The organism is Bacillus sp. FSL W8-0770, assembly GCF_038008705.1.
GTDB classification, from domain to species: Bacteria; Bacillota; Bacilli; order Bacillales; family Bacillaceae_G; genus Bacillus_A; species Bacillus_A cereus.
This window is the reverse complement of sequence record NZ_JBBOZR010000001.1, coordinates 2817416-2832553: the sequence shown is the minus strand read 5'-3', so window position 1 is coordinate 2832553 and position 15138 is coordinate 2817416. Positions and strand designations below refer to the sequence as shown.

Here is a 15138-nt window from a genome sequence, read left to right as displayed (position 1 = left end):
GATGTAAGAGCTAATTAGGAAATATGTACGAGATGTTGAAACGCAGACGAATTATGAATTATCACTGGATTTTTTTATCTAAATATCCATAATATCTAATTGAATGTTAGTAAATTCATAAACATATTGTTATCACCTTCTATTTATATCTGTATATAGAAATTAATTGAATAATTTAATTAAATCTTCAATAGGCCATATCACAAAAGGAGCAAAAGCATCAAGTGGAGTAAGTACATTTGCTAATGCAGTAAAACTAGCAAAAGAATTGAAGCCTACGCTTGAAATGTTACAATCATTTAAGAGAGAGGCTTCCTATGCATTCTCTAGTATTGGTGGAACTATCGTAACCAAAATACCTCAAGGCGAATTAATAGAAGCTTATTATAAGTTTGCGGAGTCTAAAGATGGTAAGACTTCAGAACCATACGATATAGTACCGTATAGGCCAAGCAATTCACCATTAGAAAATCATCATGGAGTTATGGATGTATGGGCTAAACATAATGTCCCTGATTATGTTAGTAGAGGGGCGAATACTCCAACTATAGCTTTAACTAAAGAGCAACACAATGCTACTAAAGCTGTTTATAGACAATGGCTCTTTGAAAAAACAGGGAAAAAGGTTGGAGGTAAAGTAGATTGGAAATCTGTTTCACCAAAAGAAATACAAGAATTGACGGAAAAAATGTTTGATGCTGCGAATGTACCACGTTTAGCTAGACAAGAGTATTATAGGGCCTTTAATCAATATAATTTTAGGGAGTAATTTAGATGGAAAATATTAATCAGTTGATTAAAAAAGTAAAATCATTACCTAATTGTCGAGTTCAGGAGCCTACAAAATTACCGATAGTTGATAAGAATAAGCATATGCTACCAGGTGATTTAAAAGAATTTTATAGTCTTTGTGGTGGTCTAACTTTATTTGAAAATGAGGAATATCCTATTCATATTGTTACCCCAGAGGAGTTTATTTTGGCTAATCCCGTAATTGTAGGAGAGTTATGTGAAGAAGATATTTCATCAAATTGGTATATTATATGCAATGATGGTAAGGGTGAATATTTAACAATAAATCTTAGTGAAGAGAGATTAGGTAGATGTTATGATAGTTTCTTTGATCGACATGGAATAGTTGGGGAGACGCAAATTATCGCAACTTCATTCACTGAATTACTTGAAAAACTTATTAATAACAATGGACAATATTGGTATTGGCTAAAGAGTGAATTTGAATCGCTTGGAGATGCTTATGATGATGAAGAGTGAAAAAGAGAGTCTTTAAGTGGAATAAGAAAGTGAAAGGGTGTTTGAAAGTCAGTACTCTATGATGGTTGAAACATCATAGAGTACTATGTACAATGATAGAAAAGAAAAAGAAGTACGAGCTTAGGCAAGATGATATTTTACTGGGGGATGAATATAAACAGATGGAATGTATATTAAACTAATGAACTCGTACAAATTCGTAAGTTTTAACGTAGTAGTTGGCACGACATAGAAAAGGTAGTTGGAATGGAGAAAATCCAATTGAAGGTCGAGAATATTATGTCGAGTTAGAAATAGGAAATACAGTAGTGTGGGGAGAAGAGTTTTAATATTAGAAATATTATTGGTGTTTATAGCGAAAGTCTATATAAGGCAAGTTGAGGAATGTAGATTGAGTGAGCAAATTCAATAGAAGTGGAGAACATTTATTTGAAAACAATAATCAAAAATATAGGTAATAAAAATATAAAAGCTAAAGTAGAAGAACCTTTAATTTTTCATGCAGAAACACTATTTAATTTATTATCTAAAGTAGAAGATAAATTAATAGATGGATTTTCAATACAAATTGGATGGTCTGTTTATAGTTTATATAAGTATGAAGAGTATTATCAAATTATTACCCGGGATTATACTAAAAATCCTTTTAAAGATAAGACGGAAGACTTAACGATTGCATTATGGGTACAACTTGAGCAATCACATTGCTTACGCCGATTAAATATGGAGGGGGAATTAATAAAATTTAATGATAAGATTGTGATAGCGAAAGACGTGTTGCAACAAGAAGAGTTTTATTTACAAAGATCTAGTGGTTGTGATGAAGATGATTCGGGTTGGTATATAGGTCCTATCAATGAAGAAGTATCAGGAGAATTAGAGACCATATACGCCTACGAATTATTAAAAATGAAACCTGCAATTATTCAAGTACTAGCTTTACCTTATAATTATTTAGTAGTTTTTGAGAAAGACGAAATTAAATCGATTTTAAATGAAAGTGATATTGATATTTGGAGTGAAATAGAAAGATAGTGAATGTATATAAGGTGTTAAATACCCAATATGAAAATTACGTGAGTTAAGCACCTCATTGTCAATATACGACAATAGGTGCTTTTTTGCGTGCAATGAAGAAAAAATAAAAGATTTATTTTCACTCTATTTCATCTTCGAATTACATGTTATAATTTGGAAAAAATATATTCTTAATTTTTAGATAATTAAAAGGTGGTAGATTACTATATGAGTACATTAAAGAAAATTACTAATAATATTTCGAAGGTTATTATAGGAAAAGACGAATCGATAGAACTAGCAGCCATTGCTCTAATAGCAGGGGGACATATTTTATTAGAAGATGTACCTGGGACAGGAAAAACAACATTAGCGAAAAGTTTGGCTAAAAGTGTGGACGCTAAATTTCAAAGAATACAATTTACAGCGGATACTTTGCCTGGAGATGTTATTGGTCTTGAATATTTTCATGTAAAGGAATCGGATTTTAAAACAAGGTTAGGACCCATTTTTGCAAATATCGTATTAGTGGATGAAATTAATCGAGCTGTACCGAGAACACAATCTTCGTTACTTGAGGTTATGGAAGAGCGTACTGTTACAATTGCGAAACAGACACATTCATTACCAGAACCTTTTTTAGTTATAGCAACGCAAAATCCACTCGAATCAGCGGGCACATTTCCGTTACCAGATGCTCAGTTAGACCGGTTTTTACTCACAATACGCCAAGGTTATCCTACGAGAGAAGCTGAAAAGGAAATGATGAATCGGTTTCAAATGAATGATCCATTAGAAACGTTACATTCTATTATTTCAAGTGAAGAAATTATTACGATGCAAAAGCGTGCAAGAGAAGTGTTAGTAGGGAATGATGTGCAAGATTATCTCCTTGAAATTATTGAAGCAACTCGTAACCATGAGTTAATTGAAATTGGTGTAAGCCCTCGGGGAACGTTGGCATTTATGAGAGCAATTCAAGCACGGGCAATATTAAATGAAAGAGATTACTGTACGCCAGATGATATTAAGACGCTCGCTGCATCCGTTTGTGCTCATCGTTTAACGTTAACGATTGAGGGAGAGATGAAAACGACGAAAGAACAAATTATGAAAGAAATTCTTCATACGATTAGTGTGCCAGTGGAGAATGTACGATGAATCAACAGCTTGTGTATACACCTTTAGCGGAGCCTTTCGTAATGGGGGTTATGTCAGTTGTAGCCGTTATTTTAAGTGTATTTTCAAGTAATCTACTGTTTTTATCTCTCGTATTTTTATATGTAATTTTAATAGGTGCTATGCATGTATATATACGTAAAGTATCTCGTGTTGAATGGGAATACAGTCAAGGGAATTCGAACGTTTTTATAGGTGAAACGAATATGTGCAAAATGAAAATTTCAAACAAGTCGATATTTCCTATTCTTAATATCGTATTTCGATTTAAATGTGAAAATAAGCTAACTTGGAATCATGATGAAATAAACAAAAATCATAGTACAGGTTCAAATTATTATATGAATTTTAATTTAAAAGGAAGGGAGTCAGTTTCATTTGATTTGCAAGCTGTAGCGTTAAAAAGAGGCATCGCGAAATGGGAAGAAGTTGAAATTGTTATTACTGATCTCTTTGGATTTATAACGAACCATATAACATATAAACAAGTTGATACGCCCTCTTATTTAGTCTTACCAGCTGTTCCGAAAATACAAGTTCCTGAATTACAAGAATGGTCACGAGGATTTCGAAAAGCGATGTCTTCACCCTTATATGATGAAACGAAAGTAATGGGAGTAAAGTCTTATGAAAATGAAGATTTTCGTTCCATCCACTGGAGTGCAACAGCGAAAACAGGGACGATAACTGCGAAAAAGTATGAGCGAACACAATGTGATAAATACGCGATTTATCTCAACTTGCAAAATAAAAGTGGTGTTTCTTTGCGAAATGATATAGAGGAACTAATTGAATTAACAGCAGGTATATGCAAACAACTTCTTATGCAAAACTGTTCGTTTGAAGTATGGATCAATAGTGTAAAAGATAACGGTTTGCTACATATAAAAAATGGGGATAATCGGAAACATTTGCAAAATGTATTAAAGGTACTTGCCTCGATATCAGACCAAGATACGCCTATATCTTCTTCTTACTTTTACACAGCAGGCTTTCGTCGAAAGGAACTGGATGCGGTTCCTTTAATTATTGGTACTTCACCAAAGAAATACAGTAGAACGAATAAATGGATTGTAATGAAAGAATAAGAAGGGGCTTATGTCATGGTGAATAAAAAGCGGCATATGAAAGTGAAGTTATGGAGTGTAAGAACTTTAATCATACTTTTCTTTGCGATTAGTGCGATAACGTTATCACAAGGTGTTGTGTATGTACAGGACATAGTAAAAGAGCGTTTTTTCAGTAAGACTAAGACAATATCGGAAAGAAATTATGACTTTACTAGTATAGGTGAAAATTTTGATGATTCCAAAATAGATGAAGATGAATATGAAGAAGTAGAAGATACAGGTATAAGAACGAAAACGGGTAAAAAATTTCAACCTTTCGAAAGAGAAAGTCTATGGAGTGACGTGTTTTCTGTTCTTTCAAATATATGGATTACTATAGCTTTTTATGTGATAATTGCAATATCAATTATATATGCCATCTACAAGTATATTAGGAAAAAATTGACGAAAACAGAAATAGTACAGGAGAAAGAATTGATTACAAAGCAAACTGCGGTAAGAAGCATAAAGAATGAAAAAGTCATTCATCAGTTAGAACAGCCGTTACCGACAGATAAGATAAGAAAAACGTTAGTTGAATGGGAAAGAACATTACCATTTCATGAACAGAGAAGGTCCTATGAAACGATGCAACAATGGTTAAAAAGAATTTGTAGAACAAGGGATATTATCTCGTTATATGAGTCTGTTCGTTATGGTGAAAAGACGTATACGGATTTAGATGTGGAAGAAATAATGAAGTGGGTAGAGGGAGATGGGAAGGTGGATACATAAATATTCACCTTTTCTTTTTTATATGGAAATTTGATTAACATGAATTATTTTCTTATATGAAACCGTATTCAAATAGGTAAATAAAATTAACTTTATTTACTTATACTTCATTACGTGTTAACCTATACTTAATTTTTATAAATCATAATTAATTTTTGAATTTTTAAGGGTGTGAAAATGTAATGAAATCGGTATTAAAAAGCATACTTATTTCCTTTGTTTTTTCAGCAGTAGGTATGTGTTGGTTACTGTACGTATTATTCAAAGGGGACGGAGACTGGTTATTGTCTTGGATAGGTGTATTAATGGCATATTTATCTTTATATACTTTAATAGATTTATATTGTAAAAATACATACGATAAAAAAATAAATAAATGGCTTATAAAAACAGCGGTGACTAGTTTTAGTTTTTCTGTATTAGGAATCACATTTTGTATCATACATGAGCTATTAACACCATGGAGTCTTAGTTTAATGGTGTGGTATTGGTTGCTAATGTTAGTATTATTTTTAACAACTATAATATCATTAATCAGTTTAGTATTTGTTAATCGTAAAAATCACAATTTCACCGTTGGATATAGAATGCTCATACTTCTAAATGTATTTCTTACATTGGGACCAGTATTATGGCCGCTATTACTTTCTATTATTGGAAATGGTATGAATGCTAGTGCGGGCTGGTAAAAAGGAATATAAATTAGTTGTGTAAAGAATAGGATGAAAAGTTGATATAGAATTTTAAATGTTTAAGAGAACATGTTTACATAAAAAATGAAAACATGTTCTCTTTTTATTTGCATGCATAACTCTTCCTCAGTTTACCGTATTTAAATTTAAACGTAAGTATTTCGTAAGGAATGGATAAGAAAAAAGAGAGATTTATCATATAGGATGAAAGTATAGCTTGAATCAATCCGATATTAATGGAGGAGAGAAAGCCTTATGAAAAAATGTAATTCAATTAAGTTAGCAAGTTTTGCAGTTTTATTAGCGGGTACTGCTCTATTTACACCTGGTTTTACTGTGACTGCAGAGTCAACTCAAAATATTTCTAGTTCGTCACAAGTACATGATCAAAAGAATCGTAATGGCTGGAAACAAGTAATGCAGGAAACAGTACAGCTTGGTGCTGTAGGAATATTAGCTAAGGCGTCTAACAACGGAAAAACTAGTAGTTTTACTGCTGGCGTGGCGGACTTAAGTACAAAGAAACCGGTGAATTCGGATTATCGCTTTCGGATTGGTAGTGTGACGAAGTCGTTTACTGCCACGACTATTCTTCAATTAGTAGGAGAAAAGCGCTTACAACTTGACGATCCAATTGAAAAGTGGCTACCGGGTCTCGTGCAAGGAAATGGGTATGATGGTAATCAAATTACGATACGACAACTTTTGAATCATACGAGTGGTATCGCTGAATACTTAAAGTCAAAAGACGCGGACATAATGAATTCGAAAAAAACGTATACAGCAGAAGAAATAGTGAAAATAGGCCTTTCGCTGCCTCCAGATTTCTCGCCGGGTAAAGACTGGTTGTATTCAAACACAGGATACGTAATACTAGGAATGCTTATTGAAAAAATAACTGGAAATAGTTATGCGGAAGAAATCGAAAAGCGCATTATTGAACCTTTGGACCTATCAAATACGTTTTTACCAGGAAATTCACCCGTCATCCCAGGAAAGAATCATGCTCGTGGATATGTGAAAATGGAAGGAACAGGCGAGTTGAAAGATATTACTTATTATAATCCGAGTTTAGCTAATGCAGCTGGAGATATGATTTCTAATGCGGATGATTTAAATAAGTTCTTTTCATCTTTACTCGGTGGTAAGTTACTGAAGGAACGCGAGCTAAAAGAAATGCTTACTACAATTCCTATAGAAGGAAAAGGGGTTGGTGACGCATACGGTCTTGGAATCTATGAGACTAAACTTCCAAACGGTGTTTCAGTTTGGGGGCATGGAGGAGGAATTCCTGGATTTACAACTTTTGCTGGGGGAGTAATTGGAGGCAAACATACATTGGCTATCAGTCTCAACTCTATAGGTGGGGTCGATATTGTTCCGCAGTTTAATAAAATGATGCAAATTGAATTTAATAAATAGATGAAAAGAAAGTGAATGGAATTTTGTTATAGTTATATTTAAAAGAGGTGCTTTTTTAAGTTCGCAACTATGGACAGTAGTTGCATTTATGATATGGCATCAAGTGTATTTCAAAGTGAAAATCAATCTTAATGCTTACGATAAAAATAAAAAGGATGTCAGTTACATGACATTCTTTTTATTTTGGATAAAAAAGGTATGTAGTTCTGAAAATTGTTATTTTTAAAATTATTAAATATAATGAAGGATATAGGGGCGCCAATAGGGGAGTTATGAATGGAAAATCTTTAGTTAGTTAATTATTTCTCGTTTTAATCAAAATAATTATGAGTTGATTTGGAGTTGAATACAATGGGAGAAAATCATTATAAATGGAGTAATAAACAATTACGAGAGCATGTTGAAGTAATAGATGGTAAAAGAAGTCCGCACATTTTATGTAAGAACGCAACTTATTTAAATTCCTATATGCGCGAGTGGATGCAAGCAAATATTTGGATCTATGATGACCGGATTGTTTATGTAGGGGAAAAGCTGCCAGTGCAACTGCATGAATGTGAAGTCATTGATTGTGATGGAAAGTATGTAGTTCCAAGTTACATAGAACCTCATGCACATCCATATCAATTATATAACCCTGAAACTTTAGCGAATCATGCGATGCAGTTTGGGACAACAACTTTTATTAATGATAATTTAACTTTATTTTTCACATTAAAGCGTGAAGAAGCATTTCGTTTATTAGATGAATTTGAAAAGATTCCAGCAAGTATGTATTGGTGGTGTCGTTTTGATGGACAAACTGAATTGCAAAACGGGGAAACTTTATTTAATCGTGAAGAAATAATAGAATGGCTTAAGCATAAAGTAGTTCTTCAAGGCGGCGAACTAACAGCGTGGCCAAAACTATTACATGGCGATGATGAAATGTTAACTTGGGTGCAGGAAACGAAGCGATTGCAGAAGAAAGTAGAAGGACATTTTCCAGGTGCATCTGAAACGACTTTAGCGAAGTTAAAACTGTTAGGTACAGATTGTGATCATGAAGCGATGACAGGGCAGGAAGCTTTCACTCGTCTTATGCAAGGTTACACTGTTTCCCTAAGAAATTCTTCAATCCGCCCAGATTTAGAAGTTTTACTGAAAGAATTGTTGGAACTAGGCGTAAAGCAGTTTGATAGATTCTTTTTTACAACAGACGGCTCACATCCTTCGTTTTATGAGAATGGAATGACAAACGTTATGATTTCTACCGCGATAAAACAAGGAGTGCCAGTAATAGATGCATACGATATGGCAAGTTATAATATTGCTCGCTATTATAATATGGAACATGTACATGGTTCGATTGCGACAGGTAGAATTGCTAATATCAATATTTTAGAAAGTAAAGAAAACCCAGTACCAATTAGTGTCCTTGCAAAGGGGAAATGGGTGAAGCGTGACGGTGTAAATACACATGAGGCATTACATATAGACTGGAGTAAACATAAAGTAACTCCATTATCATTAGATTGGTCAATAGAAAAAGAGGATATGATTTTCTCTAATAAAACGGGGATACACTTATTAAATAACGTTATTACAAAACCATACACTAGTGAAATCAATATAGACTGTGATGAATTGTCCACAGATCATGATGAATGTTTCCTTATGATGATTGCTCGTGATGGCAGTTGGCAAGTGAATATAGCTGTGAAAGGTTTTGCAAAAGAACTAGGTGGGCTTGCTAGCTCTTATTCTGGTACAGGTGACATCATTCTTATCGGAAAAAGAAAAGAAGATATGCTTACAGCTTTTCGTAGAGTAAAAGAGCTCGGTGGTGGAATGGTCATAGTAGAAAACAATGAAGTGTTACACGAAATAGCATTACCATTGCTCGGGATTATGTCTAATTTAAAAATGAGAGAATTAATACAGGAAGAGAAACAGATGGTGAAATTACTACAAGAGCGTGGCTACGCGTATGATGATCCAGCATTTACAATTTTATTCTTTTCTGCGACGCACTTGCCTTTTATACGAGTAACACCTATAGGATTATATGATGTGAAAAGTAGTAAGGTAGTTGCCCCACCCGTGAATTTGATAAAGCAATATTAAAAGGAAAGATCCTATAAAAATTTTATTTTATAGGATCTTTCTTATTATTAGCATAAGAATATTGTAAGCCTCAAATGATATAGTATCTAAATCATTTGAGGTGATATGTAAATATGAAAAAAATATTTTACATTTTAAGCGTATTTATTCTGTGTGTATCGATACAACACGTTGTACATTCCCAATCAGATGTACCAGAGTTATCTTCGGATTGTCTCGAAGAAAGAAAAGTTAGAGATGAAAAGTATGTGAAGAATATAATACAGGACATTAAATCCACATTTAATTTAAATATTGATGAACATAGTTTTTGGGAAGTAAGTAAAAGAAATCTGGAGGCTGCTCATTTGATGTATGGTGGAAAGGAAAATGATTCTTATTATACTTCGCTAACTAAAATTTATGATAGTGGTGGATTTAGCGAACAGCCCAGCCTATTTGTGAGGGCGCAAGAAGCATTTTTACTTTATAAAGAAAAAGATAATATCAATGTAATGAAACGCCTAAAACTAGACGTTGAAAAAGGGGAATGGCTCGTTATAAAAACGAAAAAGAAGAAAGGGAAAAAAGTGAAATTTAAGCCGTTGCAATGTGAAAAAGATTATATGAAAAAGAGAAATGAATAACAAAATACTTATTCATGCTGTTTTTATTCAACGATATTTTGCTGTTGATTTGAAATAGAAAAAGGTAAACAAACATATTAGCTTTATGGAATATGTTTGTTTACCTTTTTTTGAGAGATTTAATAATTGGGGATTATTTACTGCCTAATGAATTTATAACATTCAATGAATTTGTTCTTCATAAACATTAGATTTTGTGTCAAATGATTTATACATTGCCGAAACACCTATGTATATTTTATTCTACAGTATTTATAAAAGAATGTTGGCTATTCATAAGAAATATGATTGGCACGGTTTTTGCTTGTATTACATGTAAGGAAGGGAGATTGTATGTAAGGAATCTGTACTCGTAATAGTATAAAACAAGCTACTATTGCATTATTAATCATAGTTGTATTTATAGGGGAACTGTAAATACATACAAATAAGTGGGTTTTTTTGATTTTAAAATTCTGAATTTTCATTTAAATCATTAGGGGGCAATGGTATGGTTAAATATTCGAAAATTTCTAAGTGGATTCTTGGTGTTGGACTAGTGACAATAACATGTAATGGTTTGCAAATTCAAGCAGAGACAAAAGAGAAAAATGTGAAGAACGTATTACAAATGGAGCCGGTAGGAATACAGAAATCTGTTGATGAATTGGCGCACCCTTCAAAAGTACAAGAAAATGAATCTTTTACAAAACGGTTAAAATTAGCGGATTTATCGCAGCGTCCACTAGCACCAACCGATAATATTAAGCCGTTAGCTGAAGAAAAAAAGTATTCGATGGCTGAGTTAAATCAATTAAATAATAAACAATTAACTGACCTTCTTGTGACAATTAAATGGTATCAAATTCCAGAATTATTTCAGTTTAATAGTGATAGTCTTAAATTCTATCAAGATGATAGCCGAATGCAAGCGATTATTAATAAACTAGCAGAACAAGGACAAGCTTATACGCAAGATGATTCAAAAGGGATTGAAACATTAGTAGAAGCTCTACGTGCAGCGTTTTATTTAGGTTTTTACCATGATGAATTAAGCAAACTAAATGAGCGTAGCTACCATGATAAATGTTTACCAGCTTTAAAAACAATTGCAAAAAATCCAAATTTCAAACTTGGTACATCAGAACAAAATAAAGTAATTGCATCATATGGAAAATTAATTGGAAATGCATCAGCAGATGTTGAAACGGTTTTATATGCAGGTGAAATTTTTAAACAATATAACGATAATCTTGCAACTTTCATTGAAGACCGAACAAAAGGAGACGCTATATATGAGTTGATGAAGGGAATTGACTTTGATATTCAGACGGATATGTACACGACTGGAAAAGAGCCAAAAGATACGATGTGGTTTCGAAATATTGATAACTTTATTAATGAAATAAATCGTTTTGCACTACTTGGTACAGTAACAAATAAAAACGGATGGTTAATTAATAATGGAATTTACTATGCTGGCCGATTGGGCAAGCTTCATAGCACGCCCACAAAAGGACAACAAGTTGTTACAGATGCAATGCGAATTTATCCATATTTAGGAGAGCAATACTTTGTTGCGGCAGAACAAATTACTACAAATTATGGAGGAATAGATGCGAATGGAAAAACTGTAAATTTAGATCAAATTCGAGAAGAGGGTAAAAAGAAATATTTACCGAAAACGTATACGTTTGATGATGGTGCAATTGTCTTTAAAGCTGGGGATAAAGTTAGCGAAGAGAAAATTAAACGTCTATACTGGGCGGCAAAAGAGGTGCGTTCTCAATTTTATCGTACAGTTGGTAGCGATAAACCACTTGAAAGTGGACATGCTGATGATGTGTTAACGATGGTTATTTATAATAGCCCAGATGAGTATCAATTTAATCGTCAACTGTACGGATATGAAACGAATAATGGTGGGATTTATATTGAAGGGACAGGGACTTTCTTTACATATGAACGTACACCAGAGCAAAGTATTTATAGTCTGGAAGAATTGTTCCGCCATGAATTTACGCACTACTTACAGGGAAGGTACGAAGTTCAGGGATTATGGGGCCAAGGGGAAATGTATCAAAATGAACGTTTAACATGGTTTGAAGAAGGGAATGCAGAGTTCTTTGCAGGTGCAACGCGATTAGATAGTGTAGTACCACGAAAAAGTATAATTGGTGGGTTATCTAATGATCCTGCAAAACGTTATACAGCATCACAAACATTAAATGCGAAATATGGAACGTGGGATTTTTATAATTATTCGTTTGCACTGCAATCATATATGTATAATAAGCGCCCAGAAATGTTCGATAAAGTACATGATTTAATTCGCGCAAATGATGTTTCAAGTTACGATGAATACCGTGCTACATTAAGCAAAGATAATAAGTTAAATGAAGAATATCAATCTTATATGCAAATGCTTATTGATAATCGTGATAAGTATACAATTCCACAAGTATCAGATGAGTATTTAACTCAGCATGATCCAAAATCGCTTTCGGACGTTACGTCAGATATTACGAATGAAGCGAAATTAAAAGATGTGAAAGTAACAAAGAATAAATCACAATTCTTTAATACATTTACACTACAGGGGACATATACAGGAAGTGCGGCTAAAGGAGAAGTTGAGGACTGGAAAGTGATGAATGAAGCAACGAATGATATGTTGAAACGTCTTTTAGGAAAAGAGTGGACTGGATATAAAACATTGACTGCTTATTTTGTAAATTACCGTGTAAATAATGCTGGGCAATTTGAATATGATGTTGTGTTTAGCGGAGTGAATACGGAAGAAGGTACGGCTGTAGAAAAAGAACCGAATAATTCATTTGAAACAGCAAACCCACTATCTTTGAATATTTTGTTAAGAGGAACCTTGAGCGATCAAGATCAGGGGGATAAATTTGTTATTGATGTAAAGGATCAAAAAGATTTACAAATTTCTGTTACGAACGAACAAAATCTTGGATTGAACTGGGTATTATATTCTGAATCAGATTTAAATAATTATGTAGCTTATGCAACAAAACGTGATGGGAACAAATTGCTTGGAAATTATAATGCAAAGCCAGGGAAATATTACTTAAGTGTATATAAGTATGGTGGTGGAACAGGGAATTATACGGTACAAGTAAAATAGTTTACTATAGTTTGTTTTGAAAGGCTACTTATTACATTTTGTAGCGAAATAAAGTATTTAATGTTAAACATTAAACTAATTCAACATATCCCTGTTCTAATTATAGAACAGGGATATGTTGGCTTTATATTTTTAAATTAAATAACCTCATTGGATTTTGATAAGAAAATAATTAATATACATCTGAATTCTCATTCGTAAAGCATGTTTTAATCTTCTTAATGCTCTTTCATTTTTGTCTCAATGCTTGTTTTCAAATCAGTTGATACTTGATTGAAATACCCCAAAACGATCTCCCTAATATCATCGGATATAACTTTCAAATCACTAGCTAAGTTTTCGGCGAGATGTTCTTTTTCTATTGGCTGTAACTTCGTATAAAATTCACCAGCTTGTGTAAAGTCATCCTGTTTCGTTATAGAAGCTCTTTCAAGTTTACCTTCAACGTACCTTCCTTCACCGGTTGTAATTTGATTAGCAGGTGTCCAATCTTGCTGCTGGTTAATCGTTAATTTGCGAAATTCTGGACCAATTCTTCTTCTTTGTGAATCACTGTAAATGTTAGCGCGCCCTTGCAGCATTTTATCATCTGATAGTTCTGCACCATCCAGTAAATTAGAAGGAGAGAATGCGACTTTTTCTACTTGTTCCATAAAATTTTCAGGGTTTTTATTTAATACCATTTTCCCGACTGGTATGAGAGGATACGTCTGTTCATCCCATACTTTTGTGTCATCTAAAGGATCATAAGAAAGGTGCGCTTCATCTTTCGGATCCATGAGCTGGACGTATAAACCATACTCCACTGGTTTACCATTTTCAATAGCATCATATAAATCTTTCCCGCTATAATCAGGATTTTCGGCAGCTAGTTTAATTGCTTCTTTACTAGTAATGTACTGTACACCTTCAAACGGGTACCAATGATACTTTACATACTTTCGATTACCTTCCGCATTTCTCCATACATATGTATTAACACTATGTCCTGGAATGTGGCGAAGACTTTTGGCCGTACCATTATTAGAGTATAAACGGACAACAAAATGAATAGATTCAGGTGCTTTAGCGACAAAATTCCAAAATCTATTAGGGTCTATTAAGTTATTTTTAGGTGAAGGCAATAATGCTTGAATCGTTTCAGGGAAACGCATCGGATCACGGACAGAAAAAACAGGAATGTGATTACATAAAAGGTCAAAAATGCCTTCTTTTGTATAAAATTTTGTAGAAAAACCGCGTACATTTCTAGCAGTATCTGGTGTTCCTTTCGTACTAATAGCTAACGAAAATCGCACCATAACAGGAACTTTCTCATTAGAATTTTGTAAAAAACTTAATTTAGTATGTTCAGACATCGAATATATCGTTTGAAAATAACCGAACGCACCAAATCCTTTTACATGAACAGGTCTTTCTAAAATTTTTTCATGAATAAATTCTTGTAACGTCTCGTGAAGTACACTATCTTGCTCTAGAACAGGTCCACGTGAACCAACTGTTTGTGAGTGAAGGGTAGCTTGTTCATTACGTTCGCCTTTTTTATTAAAGTGATTCCCTAGTAAAGATTGCCCCTGTTTATCATAGTTTTCATTCATCGATATAGCCTCCAAATTTATTTCGTCTATTGTTACTAAATATGATTTTATAATCTTGATTATGTATGATATGCAAAGTAGTAACAGACCGCTAGATGAAAAAAACGTGTATGTAGTGGACCTGTTGAAATAGAAGAAATTATGGAAAAATGAATATCGTGAAGAAAATTACTATTAAAATTTTAATCTGAAAAATGAATTTATACATGAGTTTATAGAGAATGAACAGAAATAAACAGGGAAAATAAATAGGAG

At 33.3% G+C, this 15138-nt stretch carries 11 protein-coding genes and 1 pseudogene; 11 read left to right on the top strand and 1 reads right to left on the bottom strand.

Annotation, left to right across the window (positions count from 1 at the left end; translation table 11 throughout):
- Positions 1–424: 424 nt before the first annotated feature.
- The 11 genes and pseudogenes from NST27_RS14595 to colA all read left to right on the top strand — a co-directional run.
- A pseudogene (locus NST27_RS14595) lies at positions 425–769 on the top strand (sugar-binding protein); the annotation flags it as partial.
- Between the two features lie 5 nt (positions 770–774).
- Complete coding sequence (locus NST27_RS14590; RefSeq protein WP_000427922.1) at positions 775–1272, top strand: SMI1/KNR4 family protein; 498 nt, start codon at positions 775–777, stop codon at positions 1270–1272.
- Positions 1273–1701: 429 nt separating this feature from the next.
- Positions 1702–2307, top strand: coding sequence for an immunity protein Imm33 domain-containing protein (locus NST27_RS14585; RefSeq protein ID WP_000848818.1), 606 nt, complete (start codon positions 1702–1704; stop codon positions 2305–2307).
- A gap of 210 nt (positions 2308–2517) precedes the next feature.
- Positions 2518–3450 (top strand): AAA family ATPase, encoded by a 933-nt coding sequence (locus NST27_RS14580; protein WP_000105650.1) that lies wholly within the window; start codon positions 2518–2520, stop codon positions 3448–3450.
- On the top strand, positions 3447–4556 hold the full coding sequence (locus NST27_RS14575; protein WP_001075943.1) for a DUF58 domain-containing protein: 1110 nt from the start codon (positions 3447–3449) through the stop codon (positions 4554–4556). The genes NST27_RS14580 and NST27_RS14575 overlap by 4 nt, the downstream gene beginning before the upstream one ends.
- A gap of 15 nt (positions 4557–4571) precedes the next feature.
- The gene (locus tag NST27_RS14570) at positions 4572–5312 is read left to right on the top strand and encodes a hypothetical protein (protein ID WP_061661908.1); all 741 of its coding nucleotides are present in this window, start codon (positions 4572–4574) and stop codon (positions 5310–5312) included.
- Positions 5313–5494: 182 nt separating this feature from the next.
- Positions 5495–6001, top strand: a complete 507-nt coding sequence (locus NST27_RS14565) for a DUF3902 family protein (protein ID WP_000843835.1) — start codon at positions 5495–5497, stop codon at positions 5999–6001.
- Positions 6002–6259: 258 nt separating this feature from the next.
- Positions 6260–7426 carry a serine hydrolase domain-containing protein gene (locus NST27_RS14560; protein WP_047386394.1) on the top strand — a complete coding sequence of 389 codons (1167 nt, stop codon included), beginning with the start codon at positions 6260–6262 and terminating at the stop codon, positions 7424–7426.
- A gap of 351 nt (positions 7427–7777) precedes the next feature.
- Complete coding sequence (locus NST27_RS14555) at positions 7778–9532, top strand: adenine deaminase C-terminal domain-containing protein (protein WP_000504390.1); 1755 nt, start codon at positions 7778–7780, stop codon at positions 9530–9532.
- Positions 9533–9645: 113 nt separating this feature from the next.
- Complete coding sequence (locus NST27_RS14550) at positions 9646–10158, top strand: hypothetical protein (RefSeq protein WP_000719381.1); 513 nt, start codon at positions 9646–9648, stop codon at positions 10156–10158.
- Positions 10159–10648: 490 nt separating this feature from the next.
- A complete protein-coding gene (colA, locus tag NST27_RS14545) occupies positions 10649–13285 on the top strand; it encodes a collagenase ColA (protein WP_000241881.1) in 2637 nt (878 codons plus the stop codon).
- 218 nt (positions 13286–13503) lie between these two features.
- Here colA and NST27_RS14540 read toward each other — a convergent pair whose 3' ends face one another.
- A complete protein-coding gene (locus NST27_RS14540; protein ID WP_001005114.1) occupies positions 13504–14883 on the bottom strand; it encodes a catalase in 1380 nt (459 codons plus the stop codon).
- Positions 14884–15138 lie beyond the last annotated feature (255 nt).

Bases quoted from the DNA above. Each gene is read 5' to 3' on its own strand.
- NST27_RS14565 (WP_000843835.1), top strand. From the start codon at position 5,495: ATGAAATCGGTATTAAAAAGCATACTTATTTCCTTTGTTTTTTCAGCA.
- NST27_RS14560 (WP_047386394.1), top strand. From the start codon at position 6,260: ATGAAAAAATGTAATTCAATTAAGTTAGCAAGTTTTGCAGTTTTATTA.
- NST27_RS14555 (WP_000504390.1), top strand. From the start codon at position 7,778: ATGGGAGAAAATCATTATAAATGGAGTAATAAACAATTACGAGAGCAT.
- NST27_RS14590 (WP_000427922.1), top strand. From the start codon at position 775: ATGGAAAATATTAATCAGTTGATTAAAAAAGTAAAATCATTACCTAAT.
- NST27_RS14575 (WP_001075943.1), top strand. From the start codon at position 3,447: ATGAATCAACAGCTTGTGTATACACCTTTAGCGGAGCCTTTCGTAATG.
- NST27_RS14570 (WP_061661908.1), top strand. From the start codon at position 4,572: ATGGTGAATAAAAAGCGGCATATGAAAGTGAAGTTATGGAGTGTAAGA.
- NST27_RS14580 (WP_000105650.1), top strand. From the start codon at position 2,518: ATGAGTACATTAAAGAAAATTACTAATAATATTTCGAAGGTTATTATA.
- NST27_RS14540 (WP_001005114.1), bottom strand. From the start codon at position 14,883: ATGAATGAAAACTATGATAAACAGGGGCAATCTTTACTAGGGAATCAC.
- colA (WP_000241881.1), top strand. From the start codon at position 10,649: ATGGTTAAATATTCGAAAATTTCTAAGTGGATTCTTGGTGTTGGACTA.
- NST27_RS14550 (WP_000719381.1), top strand. From the start codon at position 9,646: ATGAAAAAAATATTTTACATTTTAAGCGTATTTATTCTGTGTGTATCG.